The sequence below is a fragment of the Brucella sp. LJL56 genome, from assembly GCF_054871705.1.
Genome location: NZ_JBTXLQ010000001.1, coordinates 1,364,797 through 1,379,226, shown reverse-complemented (window position 1 = coordinate 1,379,226; position 14,430 = coordinate 1,364,797). Strand labels below are relative to the sequence as shown.

Here is a 14,430-nt window from a genome sequence, read left to right as displayed (position 1 = left end):
TCGGCCTCCATTCCACTGTTCCATTTGCATGGAAATTATTCTAGCGTGCGCCATCTCTTGGAGCACATTTCGATGTCTTTTCTGACAAACCTGACCTTCATTCCCGAATGGACGATCTTTGTCCAGTTCGCGATAGCAACCGCAATCCTTTCCATCACGCCCGGTCCTGACATGACGCTTTTCGTCGGGCGCGCCCTGTCCGAAGGCAAGGCCGCAGGTTTTGCCTGCATGGCTGGCGCCAGCACCGGCATCGTCATTCACACAACCATGGTGGCGCTCGGCCTTTCGGCGCTCATTCTGGCGTCTCCCGCAGCCTTTACGGCGCTGAAAGTGGTGGGGGCGGGCTATCTGGTCTGGCTGGCCGTGCAGGCGATCCGCAAGGGATCGGCCTTCTCGCCCGAAAAGAACGGCGGCAAGAAGCATACGCTGTTCCAGAACTGGCTGACTGGTCTTGGCATCAACCTTCTGAACCCGAAGATCATCCTGTTCAACATGACCTTCCTGCCGCAGTTCGTCTCCGCGCATGACCCGCACGCCATGGGCAAATTGTTCTTCCTCGGCCTGTCGTTCATTCCGATGGCGCTCCCCTTCACCATTCCGATGGTGGTGGCGGCAGATCGTTTCGCCGGGCTCCTGAAAAAGAACCCGACCGTGACGCGCATCGTGGACTGGATGTTTGCGGGCGTATTCTCGGCCTTCGCACTGAAGATCATCACCGCACAGGCAAAATAGAGCATTTCCAGCAAAAGTGCGAAGCGGTTTTGCGTAGGATAATGCGAATGAAAAAGCCATTTCCAGCAAAAGTGCGAAGCGTCTCCGCGGGGAAATCAGTCCACTGGACTGATTTCTGATCCCGCTTCGATGCGTAGGACAATGCGAAAAAGAAGATGGATTTTATTCAGTCGGGCGGGTTAAAAGCCGCCCGGCATTGCGCCCTGCCAGCAGCCAGTAAACGAAGCTGCCGACGACACCGGCACCTGCAATGGCTGCGATCCAGAGCGAGCTTTCCGGAACGCTTCGGCCATCGCTGAACGGAAGCGATGCGCCCGCGGCTGCAAGCCCTATCAGGGCGCCCGCAACGCAGTAGAACAGCGATGATGTGTAACCGCGCGCTTCAGCCAGGATGATGAGGATAAGCGCGGGCACAAAGCTGAATCCGCCAGCCATGACCGAAAAGACAAAGCCGCCGACGAAAACGGCGCTCCAGAAGCTGGTGGCTGCAAAAAACGAACCGGCATCCGCATCGCTTGCCATCATGACGAAATCGTTCATGAAGGAATCGACCCCAAGGGTGCGGAAAAGGATAGCGGCGAGAAACCAGCCTGCCGTCAATACACCGCAGCAATAGCCGAATACCACGATGACGAAACGCGTTATGTAGTCGAAAGTATCGTTCAAGCGCGCTTACCCATCGGTTTACTCACCATGCCCGGCAATCATCATGGCTTCGAGCGCAAGGCGTTCGCTCTTGCGCATGCGCTCCGATTCCGACTTAAGCTGGCCGCAGGCAGCAAGGATATCGCGACCCCGCGGGGTGCGGATCGGCGATGCATAGCCTGCTGCGTTCACATAATCGGCAAATTTCTCGATCTGTTCCCACTCCGAGCACTGGTAATTCGTGCCGGGCCACGGGTTGAACGGGATCAGATTGATCTTGGCCGGAATGCCCTGCAAAAGCTTCACCAGGCGCTTGGCATCCTCAAGGCTGTCATTGATGTCCTTCAGCATCACATATTCGAAGGTGATGCGCTTTGCATTGGACAGGCCCGGATATTCGCGGCAAGCCTTGATGAGTTGTTCCAGCGGATACTTCTTGTTGATCGGCACCAGAATGTCGCGCAACTCGTCGCGCACGGCGTGCAGCGAAATGGCGAGCATGACGCCGATCTCGTCGCCGGTGCGATAGATTTCCGGCACGACACCGGAGGTCGAAAGCGTGATGCGGCGCTTGGAAAGGGACAGGCCGTCGCCATCGGAGGCGATCAGCAGGGCCTTCTTCACTTCCTCGAAATTATAGAGCGGCTCACCCATGCCCATCATCACGACATTGGTGATCTTGCGTCCCTCGGCGGGAACCATGGCGCCGTCGGGTGTATCCTTGTCCGGGAAATCGCCGAGGCGGTCGCGGGCGGTCAAAAGCTGCGCCAGAATTTCTTCCGAGGTCAGATTGCGCACCAGCTTCTGCGTGCCGGTATGGCAAAAAGAGCAGGTCAGCGTGCAGCCAACCTGGCTGGAAATGCACAGCGTTCCGCGACCTTCTTCGGGAATATAGACGCATTCGATTTCAACCGGACGGCCTGCGCCGCGCGGTGGAAAACGGAACAGCCACTTGCGGGTGCCGTCCTGCGAAATCTGTTCCTCGACCACTTCCGGGCGCGCAATGGTGAAATGCTGCGCCAGAAGGCTGCGCAAATCCTTGGAAATATTGCGCATGTCGGCGAAATCGGAAACGCCGCGCACATAGAGCCAGTGCCAAAGCTGGCTGATGCGCATTTTCGTCTGCCGCTCCGGCACGCCGACCTTTATCAGCGCTTCGGCCATTTCCTCGCGCGACATGCCGATAAGCGACGGCTTTGCCTCCAGGCTGGCGCGCGCATGGCGGGCAAGCTGGTCGCGCGTATCATCAATGGTAAGGTCGAACGAAATAGACATCTGTTTTCAACTGTTGGAGACGACGGCTGAAGCGCGTCGATAAGCTTCGCCAGATAATCTGGCCCGAATGCATGGATAAATAGGGTCCGGCACTTGGCTTTGCGACCCCTGTTGGGCGCGCTCTTAGCACACAATATCGCATTCGTCATCCCACATGAATCCGGCCACATGAAATCCGGTCTGTATGCAGGACGGCGGGGAGCGAAGCTATAAAATCAAAAGCCGGGTTGTGCACCCGGCTTTGAAAGACTTCCAATCGCGTGGATTATTTGCACTTCTGGATGGCTTTCAGCGCATCCGAAATACCCTTTAGCGAATAGGTGTAATTGGTTTTGGTGCCGCGCTTCGACTGTGCCTGCACCTTCATTTCCGAACCGCCGCGCATGGCTGCGATGAGCTGCGGCTCTTCGGCTGCATTTTCCATCCAGCCGGACTTGCCGTTGACGAACATGTTGAAGTTGCGGTTGCCGATGGAGACGACGACCTTGGCATTGGTGTTGAGGTCGTAACCGGCCATGAATTGCGGTTCGAACGAAATGTTCTGGCCGGGCTTCTGGCTCACGAGGAAGAAGTTGTCACCGTGATCGACATTGGCCGGAGCCTTTTGGGTCGGTACGGAGAGGACATAACAGACTTTGCCGTTGCCCGACTGATAGCTGTAGGCGCCCCAGGCGTTGAACTGGCTGATCTGGCTCGGGGTCTGGGCGAGTGCCGAGCCCGCCATCCCAATCATGAACACAGAAGCCGCGACGATCGATTTTCCAAGCATTGGTTTTTACCGGTTCTCTTTCGTTTGCTTCAAACTTGAATATCGGGATGCCGCCGTTCATCACGCCGTCCCGCTCAGTTGCCGATTAAATTGCCTTAATCTGGGTTACCAAACGGTGAAGTTTCGAAAGAAAACTTGAATGAGCAGCTAAGTCGCCCCGCCATCCCTTGGTTCCAGTTGAATTAAAAGAAAGCGGCGAGAGTTTGTTCGTGAGGATAAGGCAATAGGGCAGTAGAGGATTAAGGCAGTATGTTAAAAAGGGAATAAGGGAATAGGGGAGTACGGGAATAGGAAAATAAGGGTGAAAACGGGCGTAAGTGATGCAGGGTTGTCACGATCACATAGCTGTGAACAGCCCCCTTACTCCCTTACTCCCTTACTCCCTCATCCTCGAGTGCCTGCCGCGCGGCGAGCCGGTGCGCAGGCGTGATATGGGCACGAACGGCTGTCAGCGCTGCCATCAGCACGGCAACGTCGTCTGTGAAGCCGATACCGGCCAGAATATCGGGAATGGCGTCGAACGGCAGGACGAAATAGGCAAGTGCGGCCATCAGCGTCATGCGCACGCGGGTTGGCGTCTTCTGGTCGAGGGCACAGTAATAGGCTGCCACCACCTCATCCATGAAGGGCACCATGCGACCGGCGCGGCGCGCGGCCTTCCAGAATCCGTTCTTCACCCGTTCGCTGCGCTTCTTGAATTCGCTCTCGTTTCCGGGTTCGAGGATTTCACCGATTCTGACGTCATCCATTCTCGTTCAACTCCTGTCGTCCCGCTTCCAATCGTTGAATACGGGTTGTGACCGATAGAAAATGGGGAGTTTGTGCTGTCCTTGCAAGACCATGATGATTCCATCACCCAGGTCACCTGCAAGAAGCATCAGCTACAACGTCCGCGCCAAATCCCCAAAATACAGATTCGACCAGATCGCTTCCCCAGATCGCTCCCAAAGCATTTCTGGCGCGCGATGGTCCATTGCTGAGTGGAGGTTTTGATGCATTTGACCGGCTATGGGGAAAACTTCATCCGCAGCGACCGTTCAACACGGCTGTTTCGTGGCAACCAGCTATTGGCGGCCGGAAGCGAAGACAATTACATCACCGTCGATCTGTTCGAGGCGGGATGCTACGATGCCGCCGTTTATCTGCGGTTTCTCTTTGGCGCCGGAATTTCGCTCAATACGTTGCGCGGCACGTCCAGCCAAAACTGGATACCCATCCTGAATTTCAGGGCGGGAGAACAATGGAACGGCTATTCAGCGCTGCCGTTCGGTCAGGCAATCGGATTTTACGACGTTCAGGCCGGGCACATCTTCCATGCCGCCATTTCGCTTGGCGATGTCCATATCCGCGGTGTCCATGGCGGCAAGCTCGGCCAGAACTGGCAGGACCGCATCAATCTGACTCGCGTTCTTCCCTATTCCAGCCGCAACCCCGACGGCAGCTTCAATTATGACCGCCGGAAGATTTACGTATACATCTCAAAGCTTTAAACTTAGACCAAGGCGTTCATCTTGCGCGCAAGCTTGATGTCCAGTTCCGTAATGCCGTTCTCGCTATGGGTGGCGAGCGTAACATCGACGCGGTTGTAGACATTGAACCATTCGGGGTGATGATCGAGCTTTTCCGCATGGAGCGCTGCACGCGCCATGAAACCGAAGGCGGCATTGAAATCCTTGAACTTGAAGCTTTTGGCAATCGCCTCGCGTCCGTCGACCTTCTGCCAGCCATCCAGTTCGTTGAGCGCTTCGTTCAGTTCATTTTCCGTCAGCCGGTTGCGTGCCATCGTCTTTCGCCTATGTTGCGGTTCCTGAATTAACTTATCATGAACGCGAGAGTTCCGTGATCGTATCCGTAGCCGCACAAGTCCCAACCAGCATTCTTTTCGTTTGTGCAGGCAATATCTGTCGTTCTCCGCTTGCCGAAGGCGTGATGGACCATGTGCTAGAAAAACGCGGCATCCGCCACGTGCGGGTCGATTCTGCCGGAACCAACGGTTACCATACCGGCGAGGAGCCGGATGAACGCTCCATCAGTGTTGCAGCGCGCCACGGTCTCGATATTTCCGCACAGCGCTGCCGACAGTTGATCGCATCTGATTTCAGCCGTTTCGATCTGATCCTCGGTATGGACCGCTACAATATGCGGATGATCGCTGAGCGGCAGCCTGCAAATGCAAGTGCGCAAATCGGGCTTTTCACCGAGATTGCCGAAGGGCAGGCGGTTGAAATCCCCGATCCCTATTATGGCGGGACCGGGGATTTCGAAAAGGTTTACCGGATGGTTCTGGCAGCTTCCATCGCGCTTGCCGACCAGTTCTGGCCAGAACGGGCAACCAAAGGCCAGGCTTCCTCCACGATGTAGGGTCCGCCACCGACGGAATCGCGTGACGACATCAGCACGAACCGTCCCACCTTGAAGGGCAGCGTCGCGAAGTTGCCGCGTGAGGAGAGATAGCGCACCACATCCTCGATGCGGGGATTTCTCAACCGCGCCAGTGTCACATGGGGCGTAAACTTGCGCGGATCGGCGGGAATGTGAAGCCGCTGGCAGATACGTTCGATTTCCGCCTGCAAAGCGTTGAGGTCAGGCGATGGGGATACACCCGCATAGATGCTGTGCGGCTTTTTGGAGCCGAAAGCATTGACGCCTGACAGATTGAGCATGAATTCAGGCCGCCGCACGCGATCCAGCGCATTGGCGATCTCGTCGGCCACGTGGCCTTCCACATCTCCGATAAAACGCAGCGTTATGTGGTAGTTTTCGACATCAATCCAGCGTGCGCCGGGGAGACCGCCTCGCAACAACGAGAGCGAAAGCGCGGCGTCGCGCGGGATTTCGAGGGCAGTGAAAAGACGCGGCATAAGGCATCCTCCTCGAAGCGTTCCATGCCAGAGCGCCGGGCATCCAAAGGATGCATAAAGGACACTCTAGCTTAGAGAGTCAGTGCATCGTTCCATCGAAGATGATTCGATATTTGCCGATGCAAACTCAGCGAATCAAAGTTTGAGTTCGGGAGCAAGCTGTTTATGCTCCCGACCGGCGTCAGCCTCCCGATGTCCCCTTGTTTTGTATTTCTGTCAGGCTCTTTTCGATAGTGGGCATAAAGTTGGACACCATCGTTTCGACGCCCTTTTCATTGGGGTGCATTCCGTCCTCGAGCAGAAAATCCTTCCTGGTTGCTACGCCGTCGAGGAAAAACGGGTAGAGCGGCACGCCATATTTCTGTGCCAGCTTGGGATAGATCGGGTTGAACTTGGCGGCATAGTCCTTGCCCATGTTGGGCGGGGCCATCATGCCCGCAAGAATGACCGAAATGCCGCGCTGCTTGAGGCGCGCCAGCATCTCGTCGAGATTCTTTTCGGTAATGTCGGGCTCGATGCCGCGCAGCGCGTCGTTGGCGCCAAGTTCAAGGATCACGAGATCGGTGCCATCGGGAACGGACCAGTCGATGCGCGAAAGCCCACCCGTGGTCGTGTCGCCCGACACGCCCGCATTCTCGATCGAAACCTCGACACCCTTGTCGTTGAGCGCCTTTTCAAGCTGCTGCGGAAAGGCGGCATTGGACGGCAGCAGATAACCCGCCATGAGGCTGTCGCCGAAGCCGACGATTCTCACTTGCGATAATTGCTCGGTCGGCAGAGCGTCTTCGAGACCGGTCGGTTCTTCCTGCGTATGCGCCGCAATGATGGGACTTGCCGCCATAAAAGACGCAATCGCCGCAAAAATCGGAAGCCATGCCGGAATTGAGAGTTTGAAACGCATCGTCGAAAACCCATATTTGAGGGGCTGTGGGCAACTGGCCCGCCGGACTTCTCTTCAATAATTGGCGCAACATAAGTTCAAATTTGTGGCGCGCTGTTTGGTTCTGAATATTCATATAGGATAAAAACCGCGTGACGGAACAGGTTGTTGGCCCGATTATCGAACTTGAGAACGTTCATCTGACCCTTGGTCACGCCGCCTCATCGGTGCATGTGCTGAAGGGCGTTTCCCTTCAAATCGCGCAAGGACAGTCGGCTGGCATCGTTGGTCCGTCCGGTTCCGGCAAGTCCACGCTGCTGATGGTTCTGGCCGGTCTGGAGCATGTCGATAACGGAACTGTGAAGATTGCAGGTGAGACGATCAGCCAGATGAGCGAAGATCAGGCCGCTGCTTTCCGCGGTGCCAATATCGGCATCGTGTTCCAGTCCTTTCACCTCATTCCCAATATGACTGCGCTTGAAAATGTCGCCGTGCCGCTGGAACTTGCCGGACGCAGAGATGCGTTCGAGGTGGCGGAGCGCGAATTGCGCGCTGTCGGGCTTGGCGAGCGCCTCACCCATTATCCATCCGAGCTTTCCGGCGGCGAACAGCAGCGCGTTGCGATTGCGCGCGCACTTGCGCCAAGCCCGAAAATCCTGATCGCGGATGAGCCGACCGGCAATCTCGACACCACGACGGGGCGCCAGATTGCCGATCTCCTGTTCGCCAAGCAGCGCGAGAACGGCCTCACCATGGTACTTGTCACCCATGACCCGGCGCTTGCGGCGCGCTGCGACATCGAGATTCCGGTGCGCTCGGGCCGGATCGAGGAGCCTGCACAGGGCGGCTCCGTTCTCGAATCGCTGGCGGCTGGCGCATGAGCGCGGCAAGGTCGTTCTCACTTGCTCTCCGGTTTGCGCTGCGTGAAATGCGCGGCGGCCTGACCGGTTTCTATATTTTCCTCGCCTGTATCGCGCTTGGCGTTGCCGCCATCGGCGGCGTCAATTCGGTGGCGCGGTCGGTCAGCACCGGCATCGCATCGGAAGGCCAGAGCATTCTGGGCGGCGATGTCAGCTTTGCGCTCAATCAGCGCGAAGTGACAGCGGAAGAGCGCGCCTTCATCGAAAAGCAGGGCAAGGTGGCAGAGAGCGCCACGATGCGTTCCATGGCGCGCATGCCCGACGGCTCCGACCAGTCGCTGGTCGAGGTGAAGGCTGTCGATGCTGCCTATCCGCTCTATGGCCAGTTGAAGGTCCAGCCGCAGCAATCGCTCGCTGACATGACGATCAAGAAGGACGGCATTTATGGCGCTGCCGTCGCCCAAGATTTTCTCAATCGCATGGACCTGTCGCTGGGTGCGAAAGTTCTGCTCGGTTCGCAGACGTTTGAGCTGCGTGGCCTGATCGAGAGCGAGCCGGACCTGCTTTCCTCGGGTTTCAATTTTGCGCCGCGCTTTCTGGTTTCGCTGGATGGCCTGCGCGCTTCCGGCCTCATTCAACCGGGTAGCCTTGTCGATCATATCTACAAGGTTGCTCTTCCGGGCAGCGCGCCGGATTCAGCAATTGCCGATGTCAGGCGGCAGGCTGCCGCCGATTTTCCTGATGCAGGCTGGAACATCCGTTCCCGCGCCAATGCCGCTCCGGCGCTGAGCGCCAATATCGAGCGCTTCTCGCAATTCCTGACGCTGGTGGGGCTGACAGCACTGATCGTCGGCGGTGTCGGCGTTGCCAATGCGGTGCGCGCCTATCTCGACGGCAAGCGCGGCGTGATCGCCACCTTCAAGTCGCTCGGCGCGCCCGCGCGCTTCGCGGTGCTTGTCTATCTCGTGCAGATTATGGTGATCGGCCTGATCGGCATCGTTCTCGGGCTGATATTGGCGGCGATTATCCCCTATGCCGCTGCCATGGCGCTCGCCAACTATCTGCCGGTCGCCGGTGGCGGCGGTTTCTTCCCCGGTGCGTTGGCGCTTGCTGCCGTCTTCGGCCTCATCACCACGCTTGCCTTCGCGATCATTCCGCTTGGCAGGGCGCGGGATATTCCGGCGACGGCGCTTTTCCGCGAGCAGGGTTTTGAGCAGCGTGGCCTGCCACCACTGCTATATCTCGGCCTTGCGGTTCTGCTGATTGCTGCACTCGCCGGGCTGGCGCTTTACGTCGCCTATGACCGGCGCATCGCGGCCATCTTCATCGTTTCGGCCATTGCGGCTTTCGGCGTGCTGCGGCTTGTCGCCGATGGCATACGCTGGCTTGCCCGCCGGGTTCCGCGCGTGCGTTCGACAGCGCTTCGGCTGGCAGTGGGTAACATCCATCGTCCCGGCGCGCTCACGCCCTCCGTGGTGCTTTCGCTGGGCCTTGGCCTGACGCTGATGGTGGCAATCGCGCTGATCGATGGCAATCTGCGCCGTCAGGTGACGGAAAACATTCCGGCGCAGGCGCCTGATTTCTTCTTCGTCGATATACAAAACCGCGACATTGGCGATTTTAGCAAGCTTGTGAGCGGCATCGTGCCCGATGGCAAGCTCACCTCCGGTCCGATGCTGCGCGGACGCATCGTTGCCTTCAACGGCACCAATGTGCGCGACATGACCATCCCGCCGGAAGCAGCCTGGGTGCTGCGCGGCGATCGCGGCATAACCTTTGCCGACAAGGTGCCGGATAACTCGACGCTGAGCGAAGGCGAATGGTGGCCGGCCGATTATAGCGGCGAACCGCTGGTGTCCTTCGCGGAGCGCGAGGGCAAGGAACTGGGCCTCAAGCTCGGCGATACGGTGACGGTCAATGTGCTTGGCCGCAACATCAATGCGAAGATCGCAAGTTTCCGTCAGGTTCAGTGGGAAACGCTTGCGATGAACTTCGTGATGGTGTTTTCGCCCAATACCTTTGCCGGTGCACCGGCGACATGGCTGGCGACACTCACCATTCCCGACAGCCAGAAGAACCTGGCGCCTGATGTGCTGCGGCAGGTCACCAAGACATGGCCCGCCGTCACGACCGTCAGTGTGACCGATGCGCTCAATGTCGCGAATGATCTCATCAGCCAGCTTGCAACCGCCATTCGCGCTGCGGCCTCCATCGCTCTGGCCGCATCGGTTCTGGTGCTGGGCGGGGCACTGGCGGCGGGCAACCGCGCCCGTGTCCACGATGCGGTCGTTTTGAAGACGCTGGGTGCCACGCGCGGCACGCTGATTACGGCCTATGTGCTTGAATATATGCTGCTTGGGCTTGCAACGGCGCTCTTCGCACTCGTCGCGGGCAGCGTGGCGGGCTGGTATGTCGTCGTGGAAATCATGAAGCTGAAAGCAAGCTTCCTGCCCGATGTCGCGCTGATGACCGTTGCCATGGCGCTGGTGCTGACCGTCGGTTTCGGCTTGGCAGGGACATGGCGCATTCTCGGCCAGAAGCCCGCCCAAGTGTTGAGAACGATATGAAGCATTTGTAATGTGAGGCTTAACCCTTTGGATCGCATGGGGAATGTGTTTTAGAATACAATTCCGCGTATCACGTTTTTTTACAGGTGGTACTTGTACGCGAAGGCCGAAATCCCCATAATGTCAGGCAGGCATGCTGGGGTCCCGCCAGCGGCGCCTGGCGGCGGCTCGGCCTTTTGAGCGCCCCGACACCGGACGGGACATGGCAAGAGGATTTAAGTCATGGCTGACTTTCGCAATATTCAGGCGCAGCAGAGGCCGGTAGGCGGCGCTCGTGCTGATGCAGGCATTGATCAGGGCCTGCGCAGCTATATGCTCGGCGTCTATAACATGATGGCTATCGGCTTGGCCGTTACCGGCCTTGCCGCATTTGCCGTTGCCGCGCTCGCAACGACCACGGACCCGTCCGCAGCCGTCGCCCAGCTCGCCAACGGCAAGATGCTCACCGGTCTCGGTGTGGCGCTCTACACATCCCCGCTTCGCTGGGTGGTGATGCTTGCGCCGCTCGCGGCAGTGTTCTTCCTGAGCTTCCGCATCGAACGTCTTTCGGTTTCGACCGCTAATGCCGTCTTCTGGGGCTATGCAGCTCTCGTCGGCCTGTCGCTGTCGTCGATCTTCCTGGTCTTCACCGGGCAGAGCATCGTTCGCACCTTCTTCGTGACGGCTGCTTCCTTCGGCGCGCTGTCGCTCTATGGTTACACGACCAAGCGCGACCTGTCCGCCATGGGCTCGTTCCTGATCATGGGCCTGTTCGGCCTGATCCTGGCATCGGTCGTCAACATCTTCCTCGGCTCCACCGCGCTGCAGTTCGCGATCTCGGTGATCGGTGTTCTGATCTTCGCAGGCCTCACCGCCTACGACACGCAGTCGATCAAGGAAATGTACTACGAAGGCGATTCTTCGGATGCGCATGGCCGCAAGGTCGTGATGGGCGCGCTGCGTCTCTATCTCGACTTCATCAACATGTTCACCTTCCTGCTGCAGTTCATGGGCAACCGCGAATAGTCGGCTGAAGAGTGACAGAATAAAAAGGGCAGCGGAAACGCTGCCCTTTTTGCTTTTATAAAACAATTTCGTTGTGCATTCTGACAGCCGTCAAACAATCATCCCCCGGTTTCTCCCATGCCTGTCATTCGTGATTTCCAGCCTGCCGATATCGAAACAATCACCGCCATCTATACGGAAGCCGTTCTGACCGGCGCGGGCTCTTATGAGATCGAGCCGCCGACAATGGACGAAATGGTCAAGCGTTTTGAGGCATTCGTAGAGCAGGGCTTTCCAATCCTCGCCGCGGAGGAGGACGGCCAGGTTCTGGGCTATGCCTATGCGAGCTATTTCCGCGTCAGGCCTGCCTACCGCTGGCTTGCGGAGGATTCGATCTATATTGCCCCGGATGCGAAGGGAAAGGGTATCGGCAAGCTTTTGCTGCGCGAACTCATCGAACGTATTGCTGCATTGGGTTTCCGACAATTGCTGGCGGTGATCGGCGACGGCGAACACAATATCGGTTCGGTCAAGCTGCATGAGAGCCTTGGCTTCACCCATTGTGGACGCATCGAAGGTTCCGGCTTCAAGCACGGACGCTGGCTCGATACGGTGCTGATGCAGCTACCGCTCAATGGCGGGCGCTCAATCGAGCCGGGTACGCCACCGCTTTCATGATTCTGTTAGTCGCTGCCTAAATCAGCTTTCCACGAGTTTGAGGCTTTTGTCGAACACGCGCAACACGCGCTCCAGCTCGTGGCCGCGCTTCATGATAAGCCCGCTTGCAGCGATGACCGAATAAGCACCCTGCTTCTGCGCCAGCTTCGGATTCTTTTCGATGCGGAAAAGCGGTACCTCACTTGCACGGCGAAAGATGGAAAACACGGCGCGGTCGCTCAGATGGTCGATGGCGTAGTCGCGCCACGTGCCGGAAGAGACCATGCGGCCGTAGATATTCAGGATTTTGCCGAGTTCATGCCGATTGAAACTGACGGGAGCAGATCGCGTACGGTCGAGAGGAACGACCTTTGGCGAAGCAGACGAGGGAGCAGGGGATGACAAATCCTCATTCGCTGCGCTTGACGTATCCATTTCCTTCCTTTCAGCCTTTTGCAGAGCGCAGACCGAAAACCGGGCAGGCTCAAAAACAAACTGCGCGCGACCGGTTTGGATTTTCGGCAATGGCGAAGAAGCGAACCGAACCGGCGCATGACAACAGGGTGATGCTTTTGTGAAGCAATTTCAAGGGGAGGCTTCTGCGGGCTCGTTTTCGCCACCAACTATTCACCGGGAAAAGCCCCAATAAATAGGGGTTAGAGGCCCTATATTAGCTATTCACGAAAAGAGAATGCCTGTTTGCAATGGTGATTGTCGGCCACATTTTCGCCTTGTCAGCTTCGCATTCCAGCCTGATTATGGCTTCAGCATCTACACGTTGCCTGAGACGGTTCGGTTCGGGTATGTCCGACCCCAAGCCCCCCGCCCAAAGGACTGCCCGAGCCGAACCAACCTTCTCCAGCCTCCGCTGAACCAAGTTGCAACACGCGCCCAGGTGCCCGACACTACATCAGCCCAAAATGAAAATCTGTTCGATCTGATCGACGCGCATTTCTCGCTGTAAATCACGCGGGAGCGGTGAGGACCGCAGAAAGCTCAGAGGCCGATCGGCTTCTTCTGCTTGAACATGGCTGCGCCATGGATGGGGCCGAGCGAGTTGTCGTCGCGGGTTTCCTGCAGCACCACGGCACAGCCCGAAACGTCCTTGCGCTTCAGTTCCGAAGCCGGGATTTCGATCTTCAGCGGCTTGCCATCCCACATGCCAATCGTATTCGTATCGCGAACCGTATTGCGATAGGTGACAGCCTGACCGGCATTTTCACCCTCGGTGATAGGAATGGTCACGGAATCGCGGAAATAGAACAGCACCACATGCACAGGCGCTTCCGGTTTCTTGCCTGCGCCGATTTCAATGGACAGGCGCCCATCATCGAGCTGTGTGATCGAAACCGGCACATCCAGCTTGTTGGCGGCAATTTGCGCCTGTACGGCTTCACCGTCGCGACCGTTGACTTCCGCCGTGCCATTGATGATAGCCTGCGGCGTATAGATCATGCGCGCATTGAAGGAATTGCGATAAGCGTTCTGCCGGTCGGTGTTCTCCTGGGTGGCAAGCGTGTCGCGCCATCCCATATAATCCCAGTAATTGACATGGAACGACAGCGCCAGAACATTGGGATCGTCGGCATATTTCGCGAAATTCTGGTCAGCCTGAGGGCAGGACTTGCAGCCCTGGCTGGTATAAAGCTCCAGAACGGCGGTCTTTTTGTTGCTGTCCTGTGCCTTGGCCTGTCCCTGCATGGAGATGCAGCCCGTGAATGCCAGCCCCAGAACGGCACAGATGCTACGCCAGCCGGGCAGATGCTCGCCGGTAAGCCATGGACCTGTCCCATAGAAAGGGGCGTGGAGTATCACTTCGTTTCATCCTGCAATAATTGTCGCTGACATCTATTATGTAAGAAGTCCTGCAATCAATAGGAATTCACGTTGCGGTGAGATTCGCAGAGGTTGCGAATCTCCTATCAATATCAGCCACAACAGATTGTGCGGAAACGAGGCTGGTTGAACATGAGATCGAGCTTGAGAGAAAAAGCCATCGTAATTTGCGATGAGAAGATAGCGAAAAAGGGCGAGCAGGTCGGTATTTCGTTCTATGCCTTCTTTGCCAACAAGAACACGGAGCCGGAACTGCTCATGGAGGCTGCCGAGTGGTGGATCAAGACCCATACCCTCGATCACTTTGAAAAAGCGGTGAAAGTCAGGGAAATGATCCGTTCAGGCCGATAATGTCCATGTCTGC

17 protein-coding genes are annotated in these 14,430 nt (G+C 57.4%); 8 read left to right on the top strand and 9 right to left on the bottom strand.

From position 1 onward, the window contains the following. Window positions 1–72: 72 nt before the first annotated feature. On the top strand, window positions 73–732 hold the full coding sequence (locus ACYSN1_RS06625) for a LysE family translocator (RefSeq protein WP_010657892.1): 660 nt from the start codon (window positions 73–75) through the stop codon (window positions 730–732). Window positions 733–894: 162 nt separating this feature from the next. Here ACYSN1_RS06625 and ACYSN1_RS06620 read toward each other — a convergent pair whose 3' ends face one another. From ACYSN1_RS06620 to ACYSN1_RS06605, 4 genes are all read right to left on the bottom strand, one after another. Beyond that, window positions 895–1,398 carry a hypothetical protein gene (locus ACYSN1_RS06620; RefSeq protein WP_461724921.1) on the bottom strand — a complete coding sequence of 168 codons (504 nt, stop codon included), beginning with the start codon at window positions 1,396–1,398 and terminating at the stop codon, window positions 895–897. Between the two features lie 18 nt (window positions 1,399–1,416). After that, window positions 1,417–2,652, bottom strand: coding sequence for a dual-specificity RNA methyltransferase RlmN (gene rlmN / locus ACYSN1_RS06615; protein WP_461724920.1), 1,236 nt, complete (start codon window positions 2,650–2,652; stop codon window positions 1,417–1,419). 265 nt (window positions 2,653–2,917) lie between these two features. After that, on the bottom strand, window positions 2,918–3,421 hold the full coding sequence (locus ACYSN1_RS06610; protein WP_010657895.1) for an invasion associated locus B family protein: 504 nt from the start codon (window positions 3,419–3,421) through the stop codon (window positions 2,918–2,920). A 368-nt stretch (window positions 3,422–3,789) separates the two neighbouring features. Continuing rightward, window positions 3,790–4,170: a YkvA family protein gene (locus ACYSN1_RS06605; protein ID WP_140020716.1), complete on the bottom strand. Its 381-nt coding sequence runs from the start codon at window positions 4,168–4,170 to the stop codon at window positions 3,790–3,792. 243 nt (window positions 4,171–4,413) lie between these two features. Between ACYSN1_RS06605 and ACYSN1_RS06600 the strand changes: the two genes are divergently transcribed. Beyond that, window positions 4,414–4,911: a hypothetical protein gene (locus ACYSN1_RS06600; protein ID WP_461724919.1), complete on the top strand. Its 498-nt coding sequence runs from the start codon at window positions 4,414–4,416 to the stop codon at window positions 4,909–4,911. Window positions 4,912–4,913: 2 nt separating this feature from the next. On the opposite strand, the gene ACYSN1_RS06595 is transcribed toward ACYSN1_RS06600, so the two are convergent. Further along, on the bottom strand, window positions 4,914–5,204 hold the full coding sequence (locus ACYSN1_RS06595) for a 4a-hydroxytetrahydrobiopterin dehydratase (protein ID WP_461724918.1): 291 nt from the start codon (window positions 5,202–5,204) through the stop codon (window positions 4,914–4,916). A 56-nt stretch (window positions 5,205–5,260) separates the two neighbouring features. On the opposite strand from ACYSN1_RS06595, the gene ACYSN1_RS06590 reads away from it, so the two are divergent. After that, window positions 5,261–5,782 (top strand): low molecular weight protein-tyrosine-phosphatase, encoded by a 522-nt coding sequence (locus tag ACYSN1_RS06590; RefSeq protein ID WP_461724917.1) that lies wholly within the window; start codon window positions 5,261–5,263, stop codon window positions 5,780–5,782. Here the strand turns inward: ACYSN1_RS06590 and thpR are convergent. Both thpR and ACYSN1_RS06580 read right to left on the bottom strand, forming a co-directional pair. Beyond that, entirely contained in the window at window positions 5,692–6,282 is a 591-nt protein-coding gene (gene thpR / locus ACYSN1_RS06585) for an RNA 2',3'-cyclic phosphodiesterase (protein WP_461724916.1), read from the bottom strand. The genes ACYSN1_RS06590 and thpR overlap by 91 nt on opposite strands. A gap of 181 nt (window positions 6,283–6,463) precedes the next feature. Continuing rightward, entirely contained in the window at window positions 6,464–7,183 is a 720-nt protein-coding gene (locus ACYSN1_RS06580) for an arylesterase (protein ID WP_461724915.1), read from the bottom strand. A gap of 131 nt (window positions 7,184–7,314) precedes the next feature. Here ACYSN1_RS06580 and ACYSN1_RS06575 point away from each other — a divergent pair, with 131 nt between their 5' ends. The 4 genes from ACYSN1_RS06575 to ACYSN1_RS06560 all read left to right on the top strand — a co-directional run bounded on the left by ACYSN1_RS06575 (window position 7,315) and on the right by ACYSN1_RS06560 (window position 12,251). Then, window positions 7,315–8,043: an ABC transporter ATP-binding protein gene (locus tag ACYSN1_RS06575; protein ID WP_461724914.1), complete on the top strand. Its 729-nt coding sequence runs from the start codon at window positions 7,315–7,317 to the stop codon at window positions 8,041–8,043. Further along, on the top strand, window positions 8,040–10,589 hold the full coding sequence (locus tag ACYSN1_RS06570; protein ID WP_461724913.1) for an ABC transporter permease: 2,550 nt from the start codon (window positions 8,040–8,042) through the stop codon (window positions 10,587–10,589). Before ACYSN1_RS06575 ends, ACYSN1_RS06570 begins: the two co-directional genes overlap by 4 nt. A gap of 222 nt (window positions 10,590–10,811) precedes the next feature. Beyond that, window positions 10,812–11,594, top strand: a complete 783-nt coding sequence (locus tag ACYSN1_RS06565; RefSeq protein WP_011982324.1) for a Bax inhibitor-1/YccA family protein — start codon at window positions 10,812–10,814, stop codon at window positions 11,592–11,594. 117 nt (window positions 11,595–11,711) lie between these two features. Next, window positions 11,712–12,251, top strand: a complete 540-nt coding sequence (locus tag ACYSN1_RS06560; RefSeq protein WP_461724912.1) for a GNAT family N-acetyltransferase — start codon at window positions 11,712–11,714, stop codon at window positions 12,249–12,251. 21 nt (window positions 12,252–12,272) lie between these two features. Here ACYSN1_RS06560 and ACYSN1_RS06555 read toward each other — a convergent pair whose 3' ends face one another. Both ACYSN1_RS06555 and ACYSN1_RS06550 read right to left on the bottom strand, forming a co-directional pair. Beyond that, a complete protein-coding gene (locus ACYSN1_RS06555; RefSeq protein ID WP_461724911.1) occupies window positions 12,273–12,665 on the bottom strand; it encodes a DUF2794 domain-containing protein in 393 nt (130 codons plus the stop codon). A 561-nt stretch (window positions 12,666–13,226) separates the two neighbouring features. Then, window positions 13,227–13,961, bottom strand: coding sequence for a DUF1223 domain-containing protein (locus tag ACYSN1_RS06550; protein WP_461725289.1), 735 nt, complete (start codon window positions 13,959–13,961; stop codon window positions 13,227–13,229). Window positions 13,962–14,198: 237 nt separating this feature from the next. Here ACYSN1_RS06550 and ACYSN1_RS06545 point away from each other — a divergent pair, with 237 nt between their 5' ends. Further along, window positions 14,199–14,417 carry a DUF6500 family protein gene (locus ACYSN1_RS06545; RefSeq protein WP_461724910.1) on the top strand — a complete coding sequence of 73 codons (219 nt, stop codon included), beginning with the start codon at window positions 14,199–14,201 and terminating at the stop codon, window positions 14,415–14,417. The last annotated feature ends 13 nt before the right edge of the window (window positions 14,418–14,430 follow it).

Excerpts from the sequence above, each read along its gene's own strand:
- ACYSN1_RS06625 (WP_010657892.1), top strand. The coding sequence starts at position 73 with ATGTCTTTTCTGACAAACCTGACCTTCATTCCCGAATGGACGATCTTT.
- rlmN (WP_461724920.1), bottom strand. The coding sequence starts at position 2,652 with ATGTCTATTTCGTTCGACCTTACCATTGATGATACGCGCGACCAGCTT.
- ACYSN1_RS06610 (WP_010657895.1), bottom strand. The coding sequence starts at position 3,421 with ATGCTTGGAAAATCGATCGTCGCGGCTTCTGTGTTCATGATTGGGATG.
- ACYSN1_RS06605 (WP_140020716.1), bottom strand. The coding sequence starts at position 4,170 with ATGGATGACGTCAGAATCGGTGAAATCCTCGAACCCGGAAACGAGAGC.
- ACYSN1_RS06600 (WP_461724919.1), top strand. The coding sequence starts at position 4,414 with ATGCATTTGACCGGCTATGGGGAAAACTTCATCCGCAGCGACCGTTCA.
- ACYSN1_RS06595 (WP_461724918.1), bottom strand. The coding sequence starts at position 5,204 with ATGGCACGCAACCGGCTGACGGAAAATGAACTGAACGAAGCGCTCAAC.
- thpR (WP_461724916.1), bottom strand. The coding sequence starts at position 6,282 with ATGCCGCGTCTTTTCACTGCCCTCGAAATCCCGCGCGACGCCGCGCTT.
- ACYSN1_RS06580 (WP_461724915.1), bottom strand. The coding sequence starts at position 7,183 with ATGCGTTTCAAACTCTCAATTCCGGCATGGCTTCCGATTTTTGCGGCG.
- ACYSN1_RS06570 (WP_461724913.1), top strand. The coding sequence starts at position 8,040 with ATGAGCGCGGCAAGGTCGTTCTCACTTGCTCTCCGGTTTGCGCTGCGT.
- ACYSN1_RS06565 (WP_011982324.1), top strand. The coding sequence starts at position 10,812 with ATGGCTGACTTTCGCAATATTCAGGCGCAGCAGAGGCCGGTAGGCGGC.
- ACYSN1_RS06560 (WP_461724912.1), top strand. The coding sequence starts at position 11,712 with ATGCCTGTCATTCGTGATTTCCAGCCTGCCGATATCGAAACAATCACC.
- ACYSN1_RS06555 (WP_461724911.1), bottom strand. The coding sequence starts at position 12,665 with ATGGATACGTCAAGCGCAGCGAATGAGGATTTGTCATCCCCTGCTCCC.
- ACYSN1_RS06545 (WP_461724910.1), top strand. The coding sequence starts at position 14,199 with ATGAGATCGAGCTTGAGAGAAAAAGCCATCGTAATTTGCGATGAGAAG.